Annotated in this window: 20 protein-coding genes; 8 read left to right on the top strand and 12 right to left on the bottom strand. The window is 71.5% G+C overall.

The window, feature by feature from the left end:
* Positions 1-26: 26 nt before the first annotated feature.
* Positions 27-1,004 carry an o-succinylbenzoate synthase gene (locus tag ACTH43_RS08260; protein WP_441444444.1) on the bottom strand — a complete coding sequence of 326 codons (978 nt, stop codon included), beginning with the start codon at positions 1,002-1,004 and terminating at the stop codon, positions 27-29.
* Between the two features lie 54 nt (positions 1,005-1,058).
* On the opposite strand from ACTH43_RS08260, the gene ACTH43_RS08255 reads away from it, so the two are divergent.
* The 4 genes from ACTH43_RS08255 to ACTH43_RS08240 all read left to right on the top strand — a co-directional run bounded on the left by ACTH43_RS08255 (position 1,059) and on the right by ACTH43_RS08240 (position 5,119).
* The gene (locus ACTH43_RS08255) at positions 1,059-1,661 is read left to right on the top strand and encodes a GNAT family N-acetyltransferase (RefSeq protein WP_441444443.1); all 603 of its coding nucleotides are present in this window, start codon (positions 1,059-1,061) and stop codon (positions 1,659-1,661) included.
* A complete protein-coding gene (locus ACTH43_RS08250) occupies positions 1,658-2,653 on the top strand; it encodes a 1,4-dihydroxy-2-naphthoyl-CoA synthase (protein ID WP_441444442.1) in 996 nt (331 codons plus the stop codon). The genes ACTH43_RS08255 and ACTH43_RS08250 overlap by 4 nt, the downstream gene beginning before the upstream one ends.
* Position 2,654: 1 nt before the next feature.
* On the top strand, positions 2,655-4,019 hold the full coding sequence (locus tag ACTH43_RS08245; RefSeq protein ID WP_441444441.1) for an AMP-binding protein: 1,365 nt from the start codon (positions 2,655-2,657) through the stop codon (positions 4,017-4,019).
* 203 nt (positions 4,020-4,222) lie between these two features.
* Positions 4,223-5,119, top strand: a complete 897-nt coding sequence (locus ACTH43_RS08240) for a 1,4-dihydroxy-2-naphthoate polyprenyltransferase (protein WP_441444440.1) — start codon at positions 4,223-4,225, stop codon at positions 5,117-5,119.
* On the opposite strand, the gene ACTH43_RS08235 is transcribed toward ACTH43_RS08240, so the two are convergent.
* Positions 5,100-5,519 (bottom strand): DUF4229 domain-containing protein, encoded by a 420-nt coding sequence (locus ACTH43_RS08235; protein WP_441444439.1) that lies wholly within the window; start codon positions 5,517-5,519, stop codon positions 5,100-5,102. The genes ACTH43_RS08240 and ACTH43_RS08235 overlap by 20 nt on opposite strands.
* Positions 5,520-5,625: 106 nt before the next feature.
* Between ACTH43_RS08235 and ACTH43_RS08230 the strand changes: the two genes are divergently transcribed.
* Positions 5,626-6,018, top strand: coding sequence for a PLD nuclease N-terminal domain-containing protein (locus tag ACTH43_RS08230; protein WP_441444438.1), 393 nt, complete (start codon positions 5,626-5,628; stop codon positions 6,016-6,018).
* A gap of 190 nt (positions 6,019-6,208) precedes the next feature.
* Here ACTH43_RS08230 and ccsB read toward each other — a convergent pair whose 3' ends face one another.
* The 6 genes from ccsB to ACTH43_RS08200 form a co-directional block, all read right to left on the bottom strand.
* Positions 6,209-7,285 carry a c-type cytochrome biogenesis protein CcsB gene (ccsB, locus tag ACTH43_RS08225; protein ID WP_441444437.1) on the bottom strand — a complete coding sequence of 359 codons (1,077 nt, stop codon included), beginning with the start codon at positions 7,283-7,285 and terminating at the stop codon, positions 6,209-6,211.
* Complete coding sequence (resB, locus tag ACTH43_RS08220) at positions 7,282-9,027, bottom strand: cytochrome c biogenesis protein ResB (protein ID WP_441444436.1); 1,746 nt, start codon at positions 9,025-9,027, stop codon at positions 7,282-7,284. The genes ccsB and resB overlap by 4 nt, the downstream gene beginning before the upstream one ends.
* Positions 9,027-9,833 carry a cytochrome c biogenesis CcdA family protein gene (locus ACTH43_RS08215; RefSeq protein WP_441444435.1) on the bottom strand — a complete coding sequence of 269 codons (807 nt, stop codon included), beginning with the start codon at positions 9,831-9,833 and terminating at the stop codon, positions 9,027-9,029. Before ACTH43_RS08215 ends, resB begins: the two co-directional genes overlap by 1 nt.
* Entirely contained in the window at positions 9,830-10,444 is a 615-nt protein-coding gene (locus ACTH43_RS08210) for a TlpA family protein disulfide reductase (RefSeq protein ID WP_441444434.1), read from the bottom strand. The genes ACTH43_RS08215 and ACTH43_RS08210 overlap by 4 nt, the downstream gene beginning before the upstream one ends.
* Positions 10,441-11,088, bottom strand: a complete 648-nt coding sequence (locus tag ACTH43_RS08205) for a histidine phosphatase family protein (RefSeq protein ID WP_441444433.1) — start codon at positions 11,086-11,088, stop codon at positions 10,441-10,443. The genes ACTH43_RS08210 and ACTH43_RS08205 overlap by 4 nt, the downstream gene beginning before the upstream one ends.
* A 77-nt stretch (positions 11,089-11,165) precedes the next feature.
* Positions 11,166-11,714 carry a MarR family winged helix-turn-helix transcriptional regulator gene (locus ACTH43_RS08200; protein ID WP_441444432.1) on the bottom strand — a complete coding sequence of 183 codons (549 nt, stop codon included), beginning with the start codon at positions 11,712-11,714 and terminating at the stop codon, positions 11,166-11,168.
* 125 nt (positions 11,715-11,839) lie between these two features.
* On the opposite strand from ACTH43_RS08200, the gene ACTH43_RS08195 reads away from it, so the two are divergent.
* Together ACTH43_RS08195 and ACTH43_RS08190 are read left to right on the top strand one after the other, a co-directional pair.
* The gene (locus ACTH43_RS08195; RefSeq protein WP_441444431.1) at positions 11,840-12,370 is read left to right on the top strand and encodes a YceI family protein; all 531 of its coding nucleotides are present in this window, start codon (positions 11,840-11,842) and stop codon (positions 12,368-12,370) included.
* Positions 12,371-12,527: 157 nt separating this feature from the next.
* Positions 12,528-12,833, top strand: a complete 306-nt coding sequence (locus ACTH43_RS08190) for a glutaredoxin family protein (protein WP_441444430.1) — start codon at positions 12,528-12,530, stop codon at positions 12,831-12,833.
* Positions 12,834-12,992: 159 nt separating this feature from the next.
* Here the strand turns inward: ACTH43_RS08190 and ACTH43_RS08185 are convergent, their stop codons facing one another.
* From ACTH43_RS08185 to ACTH43_RS08175, 3 genes are all read right to left on the bottom strand, one after another.
* Positions 12,993-13,091: a 30S ribosomal protein bS22 gene (locus ACTH43_RS08185; protein WP_019174583.1), complete on the bottom strand. Its 99-nt coding sequence runs from the start codon at positions 13,089-13,091 to the stop codon at positions 12,993-12,995.
* Between the two features lie 143 nt (positions 13,092-13,234).
* A complete protein-coding gene (locus tag ACTH43_RS08180) occupies positions 13,235-14,935 on the bottom strand; it encodes a GTPase family protein (protein WP_441444429.1) in 1,701 nt (566 codons plus the stop codon).
* Positions 14,932-16,686 (bottom strand): dynamin family protein, encoded by a 1,755-nt coding sequence (locus tag ACTH43_RS08175; RefSeq protein WP_441444428.1) that lies wholly within the window; start codon positions 16,684-16,686, stop codon positions 14,932-14,934. The genes ACTH43_RS08180 and ACTH43_RS08175 overlap by 4 nt, the downstream gene beginning before the upstream one ends.
* A gap of 58 nt (positions 16,687-16,744) precedes the next feature.
* On the opposite strand from ACTH43_RS08175, the gene ACTH43_RS08170 reads away from it, so the two are divergent.
* Positions 16,745-17,359, top strand: coding sequence for a hypothetical protein (locus ACTH43_RS08170; RefSeq protein ID WP_441444427.1), 615 nt, complete (start codon positions 16,745-16,747; stop codon positions 17,357-17,359).
* On the opposite strand, the gene ACTH43_RS08165 is transcribed toward ACTH43_RS08170, so the two are convergent.
* Positions 17,319-18,596 (bottom strand): acetoin utilization protein AcuC, encoded by a 1,278-nt coding sequence (locus ACTH43_RS08165; protein ID WP_441444426.1) that lies wholly within the window; start codon positions 18,594-18,596, stop codon positions 17,319-17,321. The two genes, ACTH43_RS08170 and ACTH43_RS08165, sit on opposite strands and share 41 nt — an antisense overlap.
* Between the last annotated feature and the right edge of the window lie 78 nt (positions 18,597-18,674).

The following is an 18,674-nucleotide window of genomic DNA, read 5'->3' as shown; positions in this document are numbered from 1 at the left end:
GGGTCAGCACCGCGGCGAGCGTCGAGTCAGAGCTGCGCGGTGCACGCCTCGAGGCGCTGCTCCCAGCGGGCGGTGAGCTCGGCGCCCGCGGCGTGGCGCTCCAGCAGCTCAGGAGCCGGCTCGGGGCGGTCCACGGGCAGGACGCCCTGCGCCGCGCGGAGCGGCTCGTCGACGAGATCGCCGGTGAGCAGCGTGGCGGTGGCGAGACCGCAGGCATAGGGCAGCTCCGGCAGCGCGGCGGCGAGGGCGAGGCCGGCGCTGAGTCCCACGCTGCTCTCGAGCGCGGAGGAGACCACCACCGGCAGGCCGGCCTGTTCGGCCAGCTCCAGGCAGCGCTGCACTCCCCCGAGGGGCTGGACCTTCATCACCAGCAGGTCAGCGGCCTCGGCGCGGGCGACGAGCAGCGGGTCCTCGGCGCGGCGCACGGATTCGTCTGCGGCGATGGGAATGCCGAGGGCGCGGCGCAGGGCTGCGAGGTCCGCAAGCTCGGCGCAGGGCTGCTCGGCGTACTCGAGACCGCCGGCGGCGCGCTCCAGCACGGGCAGTGCTGTGAGTGCCTCCTCGAGGGTCCAGGCGGCATTGGCGTCGATCCGCAGGCGGGCGGCGGGGCCCATCGCGTCACGCACCGCCTCGAGCCGCTCGGCGTCCTCGGCGAGGGTCGATCCCGGATCGGCGACCTTGATCTTCGCGGTGCGGGCTCCGCCGACGGTCGCGATGCGATGGGCGAGCACCGCGGGGACCACGGGGATGGTCGCGTTGACCTCGATCTGGTCGCGAAGCGGGGCGGGGCGTTCGGTGGTGGCGTCGGCGAGCGCGGCGCGCAGCCAGGCAGCGGACTCCTCCGCGTCGTAGTCCCAGAACGGGGAGAACTCCGACCATCCGGCCGGGCCGTGCAGCAGCAGGCCGTCGCGCTCGGCGATGCCGCGGAAGCGAGTGGTCATGGGGATCGACCACGCGTGGACGCGATCGATGCCGCGCTCGCGCAGGGCGGAGGGGATTCTCATGCCCTCGAGGGTAATGAGGTGGCGGCGTCGAGACCAAGCCGAGAGGATGGCACCGTGACCGCGCCCTTCCTCCCGGACTCTCCCACACCCTCCGCCCGGCCTCTTCCTCCGGACCCAGCCCACGGCTACCGGCTGCGTCCCGTGCGCACGGACGACTCTCCTGACCTCCTGGAGGCCTACCGCTCCGCGCCGGACATGGCCCGGCAGGGCACCGTGACCACTCTCGAACAGGCTCGGGAGCAGACGGCGTGGCTGCTGTCCTCTGAGCGCCGGGCGACCGCGATCGTCGATGGGAACGACGTTCTCGTGGGCCTGGTCGCGATCAGCATCGACGAGGAGAACCGGAACGGCTGGTTCTTCTACTGGCTCCATGCCGCGCACCGCGGGAGCGGATTGGCTGCCCGGGCGGCGGCAGCGGTCGCCGATTGCGCGCTGGCGCCGTCGGCCTTAGGAGGGTGGGGGCTGGAGCGCCTCGAGCTCGGCCACCGCGCGAACAATCCCGCCTCCGGCGCCGTGGCCCGCGCGGCGGGTTTCGTTCACGAGGGCACCGAGCGGGGGAAGTTCCTCATCGACGGGGAGCGCCTGGACGTGCTGACCTACGGCCGGCTCGTCGGCGATCCTCAGTCGACGGCGGCCGGACTACCCTGGCTTCCATGACCACCCCGCCTGCTCCGCTGCCCCGTCGGGTCTCCGACACCTTCGATCCGCACCTCTGGCGGGAGGTGCCCGCGAGCGAGCACGGCGGGCCCGCGCTGACCGACCTGACCTACCATCGGGCGGTCCAGCGGATCGAGTCCGCCGATGGGGAGCGCACCGAGCGGGACCTGCCCACCGTGCGGATCGCCTTCGACCGCCCCGAGGTGCGCAACGCCTTCCGCCCACACACAGTCGACGAGCTGTACCGGGCGCTGGACCATGCGCGGCTGGACACCGGCGTGGGCGTCATCCTGCTCACCGGCAACGGCCCCTCTCCCAAGGACGGCGGCCATTCCTTCTGCTCTGGCGGGGACCAGCGGATCCGGGGCCGCGCAGGCTACGAATACGCGGCGGAGGAGGAGTACGGCGACACCGCGCAGGTGCGGACCGGCTCCTCCGGCCGGCTCCACATCCTCGAGGTGCAGCGCCTGATGCGCACCATGGGCAAGGTCGTCATCTCGCTGGTGAATGGCTGGGCTGCGGGCGGTGGGCATTCTCTGCACGTGGTCTCGGACCTCTCGATCGCCTCCCGCGAGCACGCCCGGTTCAAGCAGACCGATGCGAACGTCGGCTCCTTCGACGGCGGCTACGGCTCCGCCTATCTCGCCAAGCAGGTGGGTCAGAAGCGGGCCCGGGAGATCTTCTTCCTCGCCGAGGAGTACTCCGCCCAGGACGCCTACGACTGGGGCGCGGTCAACCGCGTGGTCGATCACGCTCAGATCGAGAATGTGGCGCTGGAGATGGCGGCGACCATCGCCACCAAGTCGCCGCAGGCGATCCGGATGCTGAAGTTCGCGTTCAACCTCGCCGATGACGGGCTGATGGGCCAGCAGGTCTTCGCCGGGGAGGCGACGCGCCTGGCGTACATGACCGACGAGGCCGCCGAGGGCCGCGACGCCTTCCTCGAGAAGCGCGACCCTGACTGGTCGCGGTTCCCGCACCCGCAGGGCTGAGATGAGCGACCACTCCCCCGCGGGGTCCCTGCCCTGGCTGGTCCCGCCCGGCTATGACGCCTCCGCAGCCTCCCTCACCGCTCACGTCGAGGCGATCGGTGAGGTGATGGCAGGGCGGGCACGGCTGTGGCTGGGGCCGTTCGCCGCTCCGTCGCAGCTGCCGGCCGGCTTCGAGGACACCGCGCTGGTGGTCCCCACCTCCGGTTCGACCGGCATCGCCAAGGCGGTCGCGCTGACCCGCGAGGCGCTGCTGGTCTCACAGGATGCGACCGCGCAGCTCTTCGCGGCCGACGGCACCGCCGCGGACAGCCGGGGGCATGGCTTCTGGCTGCCCCTGCTGCCGCCCACCCATATCGCCGGGGTGCAGGTCATCGCCCGCGCTCACCGCACCGGCCAGGTGCTGGGCCTGGGCCGGCCCGCACTCCCGGAGCCGCTGCCGGATCTGCGCGGCCACTTCGATGCCGCGGCGTTCGTGGCGCTCGCTGGACCCGCTCTTGCCCGGGCCGAGCAGCTCGGCCTGCCCGCCTTCACCTCGCTCGTTCCCACCCAGCTGAGCCGGATCGTCACCGGCACCTCCGGGGCCGACGTGCGCGCCCGCTCCCTGCTCAAGCGCTTCGCCGCCGTGCTGGTGGGCGGCGCGGCGACCAGTGCCGACATCCTCGCCCGGTGCCGCGCCCAGAAGATCGCTGTGCGCACCACCTACGGCTCTTCCGAGACCGCTGGCGGCTGTGTCTACGACCGCGCGCCGCTGCCGGGCGTGCGGCTGCGGCTCACCGAGCCTGACGCCTCCGGGGCCGGGCGGCTCGAGATCTCCTCCCCCACCCTCGCACTCGGGTATCTCACCGCTGACGGCGGCGTCGACACCACCCCCTTCGCCTCTCACACGACTGCGGATACAGGCGCAGGCGCGGATGCGAGTGCAGGTGCAGGTGCAGGTGCAGGTGCAGGTGCAGGTGCGGAGCGTGCGTTCCTCACCTCCGACCTCGCCGAGCTCTCCGCCGACGGGGCGCTGTCCGTGCTGGGCCGGGCCGACGACGTGATCAACACCGGTGGCCGCAAGGTCCTGCCGCAGGACGTCGAGCGTGCCATCGACCGCTCGCTGATGCTGCGCGGGATGGTGCGCACGAACGTGGTCGTGGGAGTCGCGGACCCGGAGTGGGGGCAGCGCATCGAGGCTCTTGTCACCCTCGAGCCGGGGATCGACCCGGCGGAGGCCACCTCCCTGGTGCGTTCGGCGCTGCGAACCTCTGAGGTGCCTGCCCACATGATCCCCAAGCGGGTGCACGTCGTGGAGCAGCTGCCGCTGCTGGGCATCGGCAAGGTGGACCGGGCCACCGCCCGCCGCCTCGCCAGCGAGGCCAGGTAGCGCCCCACCCGAGCGGGGCCTGACAGGCGGAGTGCAGAGGCCGGTCGCTGAGGCGCGATCCAGAAGCGGGCGTGATGCAGAGGCGGGGTGTGATTCGGTGCCGGGGCCGGTTCCGGGATCTGACCGCGGCGTATCCTCGTGGAGGCCGTCGTGCGGCGGCCAGCACTCTTCCCCACTCTTCCCCCGCATCCTCGAGGAGCACGATGGCCAGCCTGTCCCAGTGGGTGCAGGGCGCCCGACCCCGCACCCTCCCCGCCGCACTGGCCCCGGTCGCCGCCGGCACCGGCGCCGCAGTCTGGCAGCTGCAGAGGCTGCACGGGGACGTGGACTGGTCACTCGTCATCCCCCGGGCGCTGCTCGCCCTCGCCGTCTCGTTCTCCCTGCAGATCGGCGTGAACTACGCCAATGATTACTCCGACGGGATCCGCGGCACGGACGATGACCGGGTGGGGCCTTTCCGCCTGACCGGCTCCGGTGCGGCCGCCCCCGCCACCGTGAAGCGCGCCGCGATCCTCGCGCTGGCGCTCGGTGGCCTGTTCGGGCTGGCGCTGATCGCGCTCGCCCAGATCTGGTGGGCCCTGGTGGTGGGCGCCGCCGCCATCGCCGCCGCCTGGTTCTACACCGGGGGGAAGAAGCCCTACGGATACCTGGGGCTCGGGGAGCTGTTCGTGTTCGTGTTCTTCGGGCTGGTCGCCGTCAACGGCACCGCCTACGCGATCACCCAGCAGCCCACCTGGGTCGCCATGCTCGCCTCCGTCGCGATCGGGCTGCTCGCCGTAGCGCTCATGCTCACCAACAACCTGCGGGACATCCCCACCGACGAGGTGGCCGGCAAGCGGACCCTCGCGGTGCGGCTCGGCCAACGGGGCACGCGCGGACTGTACGCCGCGACGGTGCTGGTGCCCTTCGTGCTGATGGTGCCGGTGATCGCAGAGCAGTGGCCGGTGGCCCTGGTGATTCTCGCCCTGCCGCTCGCGATCGGCCCGGTGCTCACCGTGCTGCGCGGGGCCCGGGGTCGTGATCTGATCCCGGTGCTCGGCGCGACTGGTCGCCTCGAGCTGGTCTACTCGCTCCTGGTGCTCATCGGTCTGATCCTCTGACCTGACCCGGCTGATCAGGGCCGGGCTGATCGTGGTCGGGCTCATCAAGATCCGGCAGCTGCCCCGGTCCCGCAGCAGGGCCCGCCGCGCCCGCGCCCCGAAGATCGCTCCCGGTGCCCGCCTCGCCGTTCCGGGCGGCATCGTCGAGCATGGCGTCCTCGTACTCGGCGTCCTCGTCGATGTCGGGGCCGCGGCGCTCTGCCCGGCGTTCGTCGGCCGCCTTCCAGCGCATCGCGGCGGCGTCCCGCAGCCGGTCCAGGAACAGGATCGAGATCAGCATCGCGATCAGCGCCGCCAGCACCCCGGCCAGCATCACCCCGACGTCCAGCAGGGTCAGTGCCCACCAGAGCAGGATCCACAGTCCCAGGCGGATGACGGCGTAGAGCAGGAATTGACGCATGGGTCCAGGGTAGTTCTCCTGCCTGGATCCGCTCGCAGGCCGCTGCCCGCACCATCGGATCTGCCTCCCCCACCCGGCGATCAGGTCCGTTGCCTAGACTTCGGTCATGGCCCGCGGCATTCTTGCAGTTCTCTCCATCGCCCTGACCGTCTTCGCGCTCGCCGATTGCGTGCAGACCGAGGACGAGAAGATCCGCGGGCTGCCGAAATGGGCGTGGATCGTGCTGGTCGTGCTGATCCCCTGGGTGGGGCCGATCACCTGGCTCTTCGTGGGCAAGGACCGCAGCGTTCCCGGTGGCGGCGGGCGCCCGCGCCGGCAGGGCCCGTTGGCACCTGACGAAGACCCCGACTTCCTGCGCAGGCTCGACGAGGACATCCGTCGGGAGCGACGGGAGCGGACGCAGCATGACCAGGATGAGCAGGGCGTGCAGCGAGAGGACCGGCCCGGCCCGGATGGCGGGAGCGATCCTGCTGCGGGCGAGGACGACCGCGGCGCCTGAGCCCCGCAACGGGACTGAGCACCGCACCGTGACCGCACAGTGACGGAGCTCCGCACCGAGACCTGAGCACCGCACACGGCACTGACGACGGGCACTGACGACGAACAACGGCCCGGGACGGAGGGATCCGTCCCGGGCCGAGTGCTGCCTGCTGCGGCTTCTGTGCCTGCTCAGATGCTCCTGATCCTGCTCACAGGCCCGAGTAGGAGTGCAGGCCGTTGATCACCGTATTGACGATGGTGTAGTTGAAGACCACGGCCACGAAGCCGGCCAGGGCGAGGCCCGCGGCGCGGCTGCCGCGGAAGCCGCCGGTGGCCCGCGCATGCAGGTAGGCCGCATAGATCACCCAGATGATGAAGGTCCACACCTCCTTCGGGTCCCAGCCCCAGAAGCGGCCCCACGCCTCTCGTGCCCAGATCGCGCCGAACATCAGGGTGAAGGTCCAGCACACGAAGGCGATCGAGTGGATGCGGAAGCTCAGCGACTCCAGCACCTTCGAGGTGGGCAGGCGGTCCAGCACATGGCCGGCGCGCCCCCAGTGCTCGGGCAGCACCTCGCCGGCGGCCGCCTTCTCCGCCAGAGCGTGCTCATGGCGGCCCTGCAGCAGCTGCAGGGCCGCGACCACCGCTCCGAGGATGGACAGGGCGGTGGCGATGATCGCGATGCCGATGTGGATGATCAGCCAGTGCGAGTTCTGGAGGCTCGGGGTGAGCGCCGCGGCGGGGACGATCCAGAACGTCTGGGCGAGCAGGAGCATCAGCAGCACCGGGCCGACCACGAAGGTGCCCAGCGTGCGCAGCTCGGTGCGCTTGATGCTGAAGACCAGGAAGGCGACCATCACCAGGGCGGAGCTGGTGGTCGCGAACTCGTACATGTTCGCCCAGGGCACGCGCTGGGTGGCGATCGCACGGGCCAGCACTCCCAGCACGTGCAGCAGCGTCGCGCCGATGGAGAGGATGAACGCGAACTTCTGCGCGGTCATGGCGCCGGGAGCATGCACCCCTGTTCCCTCGGCGGCGGCGAGCGGGCCATCCGGACCACTGGTCCCGCGCTCCACGGAGACCGGGGCGGCCCCTTCGGAGGCGACCGTCGCGGTCTGCAGGACGCGCGTCTCCTCCTGCTCGTCCAGGGCTGCGAGGCGCGCATCGCTGCGTCGCTGCGAGGTCGAGGAGAGATCGGCGGAGAAGCCGATCAGGGCGAGCACGTAGAGGACGATCGCCACCACGAGCGCGAGGTTCGAGAGCTCTGCGAGCTGCTCATTGATCACTGTGCACTTCCTTCAGAGGAGTTCTTCGCGGCTCGTGGGAGCCGTTCGTCGTCATTGCTGCGGTCCTCGGCCAGGGGTCCATCTTGCGCCGTGGAGAGCTTCGAGGCCAGAGCGTGCACGTCTGCCTCGAGAGTCGAGTCGTCGCTGCGGGCCAGTCCTGCCACCTCGAGCACGGCGCCATCGGCTGTGCTCCGCACCCGCACCCACACCCGGCGGCGGGGCACGAAGAGCGACAGGATCAGCCCGCCTGCAGCGACCAGGGCACTGACCAGGATCCCGCGCTCGAAGGGGTTGTGGGCGATGTCGAAGGCGGCGTAGCGCCGCAGCCCGTCGAAGCTGACGGTGGTGCCGTCGGGCAGCTCGAACTCCTGGCCGGGGTAGAGGCGGATCAGCACCGGGGTGCCGTCCTCCCCCGCCACTGGGGTGAGGGTGGTGACGTCCACCTCGTAGGCGTTCTGCGGGATCCCGGAGTCGAGGCCCAGATCGCCCTGGTGGACGGTCAGCGCGAGCTGTGGGTCCAGGGAATCCGGGTACAGCGAATGGGGGCCCTGCTCGTCGATGGTGCCGGTGGGCAGGAAGTATCCGACCACGGCGGTCTGTTCGGGCCGGGCATCCGGGGCCTTGATCACGAGCTGTGAGGTGTAGCCGACATCGCCCATGGGAACGGTGATGATCGGGCCCTCGGCGACCACGGTGCCCTCGGGGTCGGTGACGGTGACCTCGGGGGCGTAGCCGTTGCCCAGCAGGTACATCGAGGCGCCGTCGATGTGCAGCGGCTTGTTGACCTGCACGGTCTGCGAGCGCTCGGGGTCCCCGGGGGTGGTCACGGCGACGTCGGCTTCGAAGGAGCGGGGCTCGCCGACGTTGCCGGACTCCCCGGGCTGAACGTAGGTGGCGCGGAAGTCCTCGAGGGTGAGGCGGAAGGCCGGCATGTCCCGCTCGTCGAACCAGGCCCCGGACTCGAAGGAGTCGTACTGTGTCAGCGAGTTCGAGAACCCGGTGCCCTCGATCACCGTGATCTGGCCCCGGTAGCTGGTCATCTGCCCACCGGCGATGCAGACCAGCACCCCGACCAGGGCGATGTGGAAGGCCAGGTTGCCGGTCTCCCGCAGCAGGCCCCGCTCGGCGCTGACTGAGCGGGAGGCGGCCTCCTCCCGCACCTCGGTGCGATAGCGCGAGCGGCGCAGCGCATGCTGCGCCTGCTGCAGCAGGGTGTCAGCATCGGCACCGGGCAGCTCGACCCGGGTATGGCCGACGAACCGATTCAGCCGCGAGGGGGTCCGCGGCGGCTTCGAGCGCAGCTGCCGCAGGTGCACGCCGACGCGCGGCACGATGCAGCCGATCAGCGAGATGAACAGCAGCAGGTAGATCGCGGAGAACCACGGCGAGGAGAAGACCTCGAAGAAGCCCAGCGCGTCGAGGAACTCCCCCCACTTGCCGTTCTCCTCGAGGAACTGATCCGTCAGTGCCGGGTTCACGCTGCGCTGCGGGTAGAGCGAGCCGGGCACCGCGGCGACCGCCAGCAGCATCAGCAGGATCAGCGCGGTCTGCATGCTGGTCAGCTGGCGCCAGAGGAACAGCAGCGTGCCGCGCAGGCCCAGGCCGGGCACGGTGACCGGGGCGGTGCCGTCAACCTCGGGTTTGCTGCTCCAGGAGCCGCTCGCCCCGCGAGCGGCAGTGTCCGGAGCAGGAGTGTCCGGAGCGTCGGTGCCAGGGTTGTTCCCGGGCGTCTTCTCGTTCATCACACCACCGGCTCGAAGGTCGCGATCAGGCCCTGCAGCCCGCTCATCCAGGTCGACCACACGCCGGTCATCAGCAGCACCCCGATCGCGATCAGCAGCGCCCCGGAGAGCAGGCCGATGGTGCGCCGGTGGGCGGCGAGCTTCTTGCTCAGGCCCAGTGCCCGCTCGAAGAGCAGCGCGAAGACGACGAAGGGGATGCCCAGGCCCAGCGAGTAGGCCAGTGCCAGCACGGCGCCGCGCAACGCCGCGCCCTCGCCTCCGCCGTCGAGGGAGAGGGCGACGATGGCCGCGTAGGTGGGTCCGATGCAGGGTGTCCAGCTGAGCCCGAAGATCAGTCCCATCAGCGGAGCACCGAGCAGCCCCGCATCGGGACGCTTCGAGGAGACGGGCCGGGTGGCGGACAGGCCGGGGAACACCCCCATGAACAGCAGACCCATGAGGATCACGATCGCGCCGGCGACGCGGTTGATCCACACGCTGTACGCCTGGAGCAGGTAGCCCAGCGCGCCGGCGAATCCGCCGAGCACCATGAAGACGATGGCGAAGCCGGCGACGAACAGTGCGCTGCCGGCGAGCAAGCGCCCGGTGCGGGGTCGGGCGCGCTTCGCGCCGGCGCCCGTGCCCGGTCCCACCGCGCTCTGCCCGGCGAGCCCCGAGACGTAGCCGAGGTATCCGGGCACCACCGGCAGCACGCAGGGAGAGAGGAAGGCGACCAGGCCCGCGGCAGCGGCCACGGCCACGGCCAGCAACAGCGAGCCGGACAGCGCGGTGGCCTGGAAGGCGGCCCCGACCTCGGCGACGATCATTCGGCGACCACCACATCGATCATCGCGCGCAGCACCGAGGGGTCCGCGGCGCCGGAGATGCGTGCGGCGACCCGACCCTCGCGGTCGATCACCAGGGTGGAGGGCACCGCATTGGGTGCGACCTGGCCTCGCAGCGAGAACATGATCTCGGCGTCCGGATCGGGCAGTGAGGAGTAGGTGATCCCGTAGCGCTCCTCGAAGGCCTGCGCCGGGCCGGCGGCATCGCGCACGTTGACCCCCAGGAAGGACACGCCCTGCTCCGCGTACTCCTCGTGGATCGCCTGGAGGTCAGGAGCCTCCTTGCGGCAGGGCGGGCAGGAGGCGTACCAGACGTTCAGCACCAGCACCTCGCCCCGCCGGTCAGCGGCCGTGATCTGCTCACCGTCGTAGGAGGTGCCGGAGAACTCGAGCGGCTCGGCGCGGTCCGCCGGCGGGATCTCGGTGGCCACGCCGTCGCCGGAGACATATCCGGAATCCCCGGAGGCATAGCGTTCGCCGGTGTCGGTCCCGCAGGCGGCGAGCAGCAGCGCGGCGGAGGCGCCGCCAGCCGCTCCCAGCAGGCCGCGCCGGGTCAGGCGCAGGGTGCGCGAGGATGAGGTCCTGATGCTCACGTGAGCTTGCCTCCGGTGGCGTCGACCGCCCCGGCGTACAGCGCGGCAGCGGGTTCGGCGTAGCCCACGTCCGCGAGGTGCGGGCCCACGAAGCGGAGGCTGGTGACCGAGCACAGCCCGCACTGGCGGCGGCGCGGATCATGGAAGAGAGGCTTGCCCTCGGCGCTGCGGCGCGTCACCCAGATCGGGAGCTGGTGGAGCACGAGCACGGCCTCACGGCCTTCGGCCGCGGCGCGCGCGTCGTGCACCGCCGAGACCACCCGTGCCACCTGCGCACGGTAGGGCTCGCCCCAGGAGGGGCGGAAGGGGTTCAGGAACCAGCGCCAGTTGCGCGGATCGCTCAGCTTGGCCTCACCATGGCCCATCCGGTGGCCCTCGAAGTGGTTGCCGGACTCGATGAGCCGCTGGTCGGTGGTGATCTCGAGGCCGTGCGGGCTGGCGATCGGGGCGGCGGTCTGCTGCGCGCGCAGCAGCGGGGAGGAGCGGACCACCGCGATATCCGCCTCAGCGAGATGCTGGCCGACCAGGCCTGCCATCTGCTCACCACGATCGCTGAGCCGGTACCCGGGCAGGCGGCCGTACAGGATGCGCTCGGGGTTGTGCACCTCGCCGTGGCGGACGAGGTGGACCGTGGTGGTGGTCATGGGCGGGGAGTCCTCTTTCACTGTCGCGCTGCGGGCTCAGGCCCGAGCCGCTTCACGGTACCAACCGAACCTCCGGATCAGCGGGGAGCGGAGGCCGTCTCGTGAGGTGCCGGACATCCGACGGCCACGGGGGCGTCCTCGTCGAGCGTCTTGCCGAGGATCCGGCCCAGCTCGAGCAGATCGTCGTGGCCGATCACATCGAGCAGGTGCTCGCGCACGGAGCGCACATGCGTGGGGGCGGCGCGCTCGAGCATCTGCTCTCCGGCTGCGGTCAGCTGGGCCTGCCGGCCGCGTCCGTCATCCGTGCAGCGAACCCGCTCCACGAGCCCCCGCTTCTCCATGCGGGTGATCGTGTGGGTCAGGCGGGAGCGGGAGTGGACGACCTTGTCCGCCAGCTCGGACATCCGCAGGAACTTCTTCTCCGCCTCGGACAGACGCACCAGGATCTCGTATTCACCGAGGGTCAGGTCGATCTCGGCATCCGCCTGGAGCGCCTCGCTGAAGCGGTCGTTCAGCAGGGTCGTCGCGTAGAGGTAGGTGCGCCATGCCGTCTGCTCCTGCGGAGTCAGCCACAGCTCCCCCGGGGTCGAGCCTCGACCCTCGCCGGGCGTTATCGTGTCGTCCATCACGTTCTCCTCTTTCCTGGGATCCGATGCTTGCCATCCTCCCCCAGATTAGTTTATATTTCAAGCAAGCTCGTGGTGATCGCTTCCAGACCGCCACTGTCCATTCAACTCCAAGGAGACCTCTCATGACGGACCTGACCCCCGGCACCTGGACCCTCGACCCCGCCCACACCTCCGCTGCGTTCACCGTGCGTCACGCCGGCATCTCCAAGGCTCGTGGCCAGTTCCATGACCTCGAGGGCTCTCTCGAGGTCGGCCAGGGCGGCGAGAACCTCTCCTTCTCCACCGCGCTGAAGACCGCCTCGATCAACACCGCTCAGCCGGATCGGGACGCTCACCTGCGCAGCGGCGATTTCTTCGACGCCGAGAAGTTCCCGGAGATCACCTTCACCTCCACCAAGGTCGAGGGCGACAAGCTGATCGGTGACCTCACCATCCGCGACATCACCAAGCCGGTCGAGCTGGACTTCACCTACGAGGGTGCAGCCACCGACCCCTTCGGCATCTACCGCGCGGGCTTCACCGGTGAGACCACCATCTCCCGCAAGGAGTTCGGGCTGACCTGGAACGCGGCCCTCGAAGCCGGTGGCGTGATGGTCGGCGACAACGTCAAGATCCTCATCGAGGCCGAGTTCACCGCTCCGGCCGCCGCCTGAGCCTCCCCGCTCCCCCGGCGCGCTGCGCCGCATGAGTCCGACGGGCCGTCCGCACTGCGCGGGCGGCCCGTCGTCGTTCCCGCACCAGCTCGTCGGCCCCGCATCACCGCCGACCCCCGGCGCATCGCCGCCCGCCCCGCCTCGATAGGGTTCGCCCATGACCGCACCGCGCATCCCCTCACCCACCGATCCGGACGCTCGCGTCCTGTACCTCACCCGAGAGGGCTGCCACCTCTGCGAAGAGGCCCTGCCGGTGGTGCGGGCCGAGGCGGACCGGGTCGGCTCCACCGTGGAAGTACGCGACATCGATGCCGATGATCAGCTGCGCGAGGACTGGGACTACGACGTGCCGGTCATCATCGTGGACGGCAAGGTCCACGCGAAGTACCGGGTCGATGCCGGGCAGCTCCGCGCAGCACTCGCCAAGCGCCCCTGGTGGCGCCGCCTCACCGGCCGCGCCTGAGCATTGGCCGTCCGGCCGCGCCCGAACCTCCCGCTGGCCGCGCCCGAGCGTCTCTCCGGCCGCGCCTGAACGCCGCGTGATGAATGCCCCGTGACATGCGTCGGCCCCCGCCTGATGGCGGGGGCCGATGTGCGTCACGCAGAGATCACCGTGCGGCGATCACTTCTTGTTACGACGCTGGTGACGGGTCTTGCGAAGCAGCTTGCGGTGCTTCTTCTTGGACATGCGCTTGCGTCGCTTCTTGACGACTGAACCCATAGGGAACCTCAGTTCTGCAGGTCAGTGCCTGCGGTGATGCAGCGGATCAGGTATGCGCGGCCCGCGGAGACTGCACGGGGAGCTGCCTCGTGCGGGCCCGACGCCACGGTCGACCAGTAATTCTACACAACCACCCTGCATCCTCAGCCGTGGGCGAGTGCGAGATCCCTCGCAGCCGTCGCCGCGAGCGTCAGCTCGGCCTCGACCTCGTCGACGACGAGGTCGTGCGCGACCTCCCTGACACGGGCCGTGAGCACTCGTCGCGCCCGGCGGCGGTGCCAGGAACCGGTGAGCGCAGCGACCACTCCCCCGGCCACGCCGATCAGGATTCCTGCCGCGATCCCGAGCACCACCAGCACGGTGGGCAGCGGGATCGGGATCCAGAGCTCCTCGACCATCGGCATCGGCGGCGGCGGAACCCCGAGGAATGCCAGCAGCGCGTTCAGCCCGAGCCAGCCCAGGCCCACCACCCAGGTGAGCAGCGCCAGCCACTGGAGCACATCGAGCACCGGCCACCACCAGGAGGTCGTCGTCGCGCGCAGATCGGCGCCGGCGACCGCCTGGTCGAGGGCATCGGGCAGCTCCTCCTCATGGGAGCGGGCCGCTGCCCGTACGGCGGCGCGCCAGGGATCGCTGCCGCCGACGGAGGCGGCATCGGCGAAGCGACGAACCCCACCGGCGGCGCGGGCTCGGGCTGCGGCGTCCGGTTCGGGCAGGGACGTGCGCTCGAGCCCTTCGCCGTCGCGTGCCCGGCCGATGCCGAGGCGGCGCAGCGGATCGGGCCGCGCAGCGCGCAGCCAGCGCAGCGGGGGCCAGCCCACCTTCCCCGCCGCTCGGTAACGGTAGGAGGCGCCGACGGCGCGCGCCACCGGCTCGACCCGGGCTGCGGTGGCGAGATCCTCGACCAGGTCATCGATCTCGGCCGGGGTCGCGGCCGCCGGCAGCCCGGTGGGGTCGGCGGCGTCCTGCAGTGTCTCGGCGGCGCCGCGCACGTCGGCCCGGTGCCGGGAGGCGATGGCCTCGCGGCTGCGGGCGATCTGCAGCAGATGCTCGCGCAGCTCGTCGACGCCCTCCCCGGTGCTCGCAGAGGTGGCGAACACGGGGGCCTGCTCGAGCCCATCGGTCCGGGCGAGGGAGGCGAGGGAGGCGATCACGGCCTCCCGCTCACTTTCGCGGATCCGGTCGATCTGGTTGAGCACCAGCACGGTGACGGCGTCGTGGCCGGCAAAGGGGCGCACGAACTCCTGGTGGAGGACGGCGTCGGCGTACTTCTGCGGGTCGGTGACCCACACCAGCACGTCGACCAGGCCCGTCATCCGTTCGGCGACGGCACGGTTGGCGCTCTCGACCGAATCGAGGTCAGGCAGGTCCAGCAGCACGATGCCGGGAGCACCCGAAGGCCCAGAGGCCTGCTCCCGCCGGGCGCGGCGGCCCGAGGGCGCCTGGACGGCGGAGGTGGCGAGGGCGGCGTCGGTCCCGTCGAGATGGTGGCGGTCCTCGACCTCGAGCCAGTCCAGCAGCGCATCGCTGCCGGGGGCGCCGAGCACGGCGGCGACCGGCTTCGCGGTGGTCGGCCGGCGCACCGCGGCGCGGGAGACATCGACCCCGACCAGCGCATTGACCAGCGATGACTTTCCGGAGCCGGTGGCCCCGAAGAGCCCGATCACGGTGTGTTCGGCGGAGAGCGCGCGGCGCCGGTCGACGCGGTCCAGCAGCTCCGTCACGCTCTCGAGCGGTCCGTCAGCGGCGACGCCGTCGAGCGCCTCGAGGGCGCTCTCCAGGGCGTCGATCCGTTCTGCGAGCGGGGCGGGGCCCTTCGCGGAGCGGCTCAGCAGCGGGCTCATGCGTCCTCCCGGATGTCGCGGGCGAGCTGGGTGAGGGCATCGGCGTCGGCGCCCAGCAGCTCGCCGGTGCCGACCTCGCCGAGGGCGTCGAGACGGTCGAGGAAGGGTCCGGAGCGTTCGGCGACCAGTGCGTCCAGCCGGGAGGTGAGGCGCTCGCGGGCGATCGCGGCCATGCGGCGCACGGCGTCGTCGCCGAAGATCGTCTCCAGCAGCTTCTGGCCGACGACCGCGGTGGCGGCCCCCGCCCCGACCTCGAGGCCGGTGGGGATGAAGGCGGTCGAGGCGAAGACGACGACCATCAGCGCGACGCCGACGACGTTGACGCCGAGCGAGAGCATGCGGGCCTTGGTCCGGCGGTCGGCGCCCTCGGAGCGGACCAGTTCGAGCACGTCTCCCTGCCAGGCCCGGATCGCGCTCGAGACCTCCTCGCTGTAGCCGTCGGGGAGGCGGGAGAGGTCCTGCCCCTCGGTGAGGTGTCGCCCGGCGGCGGAGGAGCGCCAGGCGTTCTCGGCCCGTTCTGCGCCGCGGGCGGTCTCGTCGATGACCACGTGCACCAGGCCGGTCCCCAGCGCCTGCTCGGCAGCGACGGCCGGGGCGGGCTTCCCGCTGAGCATCTGGCCGATCCGGTCCCGGGCCCTGGTCACCAGGGACTCCACGCCGCGGAAGAACTCCCCGGTGCCCACCACGTCCTGCCAGCGGGCGAGCACCTCGCCGCGCAGCAGCGAGCCGTCCCCGAGGGCGTTGTCGATCCGTTCGCGCGCTCCGGAGAAGGCGGCGATCGCCTGTTCGCGCAGCTGCTGGCGCTCGGCGTCCTGCACGACGGCGTGCTCGGCGATCGTCCTTGCGGAGCCGGCCAGGCCATCGAGTGCGCCGGCGAGGGTGCGGCGGGCGATGCGGCTGCGGGCTTCGCCATCGGCCGCGAGGGTGCTGAGGTGCTCATGCAGCTCGGCGATCACTGCGGGCGGCAGCATGCCGTCCTCGTCGATGTCGGTCTCGGGGACCAGGAACAGGCGGTCCACGTCGATGCCGTTGCGCTCGAGCATGCCGCGGAGGTCCTCGGCGAGCTCCTCGGAGACGCCCTCGCGCGGAGGGATCCGGTTCATCACCACGTCGACGGTGACATCGCGCTCGGCGGCGGTGCGCAGCACGTCCCACGGCACGGCGTCGGCGTAGCGGTTGGCGGTGGTGACGAACAGCCACAGATCCGCGGCGCGCAGCAGCTGCCGGGCGAGCTCCCGGTTGCCGACCGCGACGGAGTCGATGTCCGGGGCGTCCAGCAGCGCGAGGCCCTGCGGCACCCGTTCCTCGCCGCGCAGCTCGAGGGAGGTCGCAGGATCGATGTCGCCGGTGGTGTCGCCGGTGCCCGGTGCCTCGGGATCACGCCGCTGGCCCGCATGGACCCGGGCGAGGCCGGGCAGGATGCGGGTGCCGGTGAACCAGGGCTCATCCAGCGGGTGGTGCAGCAGTACCGGCCGACGGGTGGTGGGACGGATCGCCCCGGACCGGGTGACCGGATGGCCCACCAGCGCATTGACCAGCGTGGACTTGCCGGCGCCGGTCGAGCCGCCGATGACCACCAGCAGCGGGGCGTCGAGCGACTCGAGGCGCGGGATCACATGGTCGCCGAGCTGGGAGCGAGCGGCACCGGTCTCGGCGCGGGCGATCTCGACACCCTCGACAGGCAGCGGGAGCTCGAGGACACGCAGATGCTCGGCGAAGGCGTCGAGCACGGCGGTGGTCCGGTTCGTCATGGATCCCCCTGGGGTCTGTGCACGAGTGGTGACGGCGTCATTGTGGCAGGCTCGCGCCATGACGACGGCGTTCAGAGCATTTCCCCCGGTGCTGATCCTGGCCGCGCTGACGGTGATGGTGCTGCCCACGTGGCGGACGGAATGGCTCGGTCCGACGGTCGATTCGGTCCATGTCGTCGAGTTCCGCTGGTTCGCGCCGATCATCCTGGGGTACGGAAATCCGTTCCCGCTGCTGTGCCTGGGATCCACGGTGCTCGCGCTGGTCATCGCCCTGGCGCAACTGACCGGCGGCCCCGGCGAACGCGGCGGCCCCGGCAGCCCCGGCGAACGCGGCATTCGCCGCGGAGCCGGTGACGGGCGCGGCGCCGGTGGCGGGCGCGGAGCCGGTGGCGGGCGCGGCGTCGCCCTCGAGGTGGTCCTGGGCGTCGCGATCGCCGCAGCGGCGTGTGGCGCAGTGATCTTCGACGGCTTGCACGGCTGGGCCCTCGCGGCGCCGGCCCTCCTGCTGCTCTGTCTGCTGGTCCTGCTGCTCTCGCGTCTGGTCGCGAGGGTGAGGCGCTCGGGAGCTGGGCACTCACAGCCAGGGAGCCCACCGCCGGGGAGCCCACAGCCGGGGAGCGTGCGAGAAGAGATCAGTCCAGGAACGGATCCAGGCCCCATTCGGGGAAGCTGACCCGCCGCGCCGCCTGGACCGCTCGGTCGAGGCCGTTCTCGGGATCGAATCCGTGCTCCCAGTCCCGTACGGCCAGGGGTCGCCCGTCCCCGAAGGTGATCAGCCCCGGCTCCGGGGAGAGCCCATGGGCGGTACGCGCCGCATCGGCAGCGGCGATGTACTGGGCCGGCAGCGGGGCGGTGGCCTCGATCGCCTCGCCGGTCGCGATCGCGATCAGGTGCGCCCAGGAGCGCGGCACCACGTCGATCACCGCATACCCGCCTCCGCCGAGGGCGAGCCAGCGCCCGCCGCAGACCTCATCGGCCAGCTCTCGCATCAGCAGCATCACCTCGCGCTGTGCCTCGAGGGAGACCGTGAGATCCGCCAGCGGGTCCAGCCGGTGGGTGTCGGCTCCGTGCTGGGTGACCAGCAGCGTCGGCTTCACTGCGCGGACCAGGGCGGGGACGGTGGCGCGGATCGCGCGCACCCACCCGTCGGCCGTGGTGCGCGAGGGCAGCGGCACGTTGATCGCGGTGCCTGCGGCCCCTGCCCCGCCGGTGTCCTGCACGAAGCCGGTGCCGGGGAACAGCCGTTCCCCGGTCTCGTGGACGGAGAGGGTGATCGCGCGGGGCTCGTCCCACATCGCGCGCTCCACGCCGTCACCGTGATGGACGTCGACGTCGACGTACATCACGCGCTCCTCCCCCGTGTCCAGGGCGTGGCGGATGGCGAGTGCGGCGTCGTTGTAGACGCAGAAGCCCGAGGCGGTGGCCGGCTTGGCGTGATGCAGCCCTCCGGCGAAGTTCACGGCGCGCCGCACCCGGCCCGAGAGGATCGCATCGATCGCGGCGATCGACCCACCGGCGATCCGGGCGGAGGCGATGTGCATGCCGGGGAAGGGCGGGACATCATCACCGCCGAGTCCGAAGCGGATCAGCTCGTCGAGCTCCTCCGCCGTCATCTCCTCCATCGGCCGTGAGGCCTGCTTGACCGCCGCGATGTAGTCGGGGTCATGGACTCGGGCGAGCTGTTCATCGCTCGCCACCGGTGCCGGGAGGGTCACCACCCCGGGGCGGCCCAGCAGCCCGGCACCGCGGGCGAGCTCCCGGGTGAGCGTGAGCCGGATCGGGGCCATCGGGTGGAAGGGTCCGAAGTCGTACTCGCACAGCGCGTCGTCCCACACGATCCCGGTGGGGGCCGGCGCATCGGCATCATCGACCGGGTCGACGGGGAGGGAGGGCAGCGCAGCATCGAGCATGGATCGAAGCGTACCCAGGGTGACGGGTTCGTGCCCGCCCACCGGTCCCCCGCCTGCCCGGCCGTCGCATGGACGTCC

Origin of the sequence: Brachybacterium sp. (assembly GCF_052095815.1) — a bacterium.
In the GTDB taxonomy this organism is placed as follows: domain Bacteria; phylum Actinomycetota; class Actinomycetes; order Actinomycetales; family Dermabacteraceae; genus Brachybacterium.
This window is presented reverse-complemented; position numbering and strand designations above follow the sequence as displayed.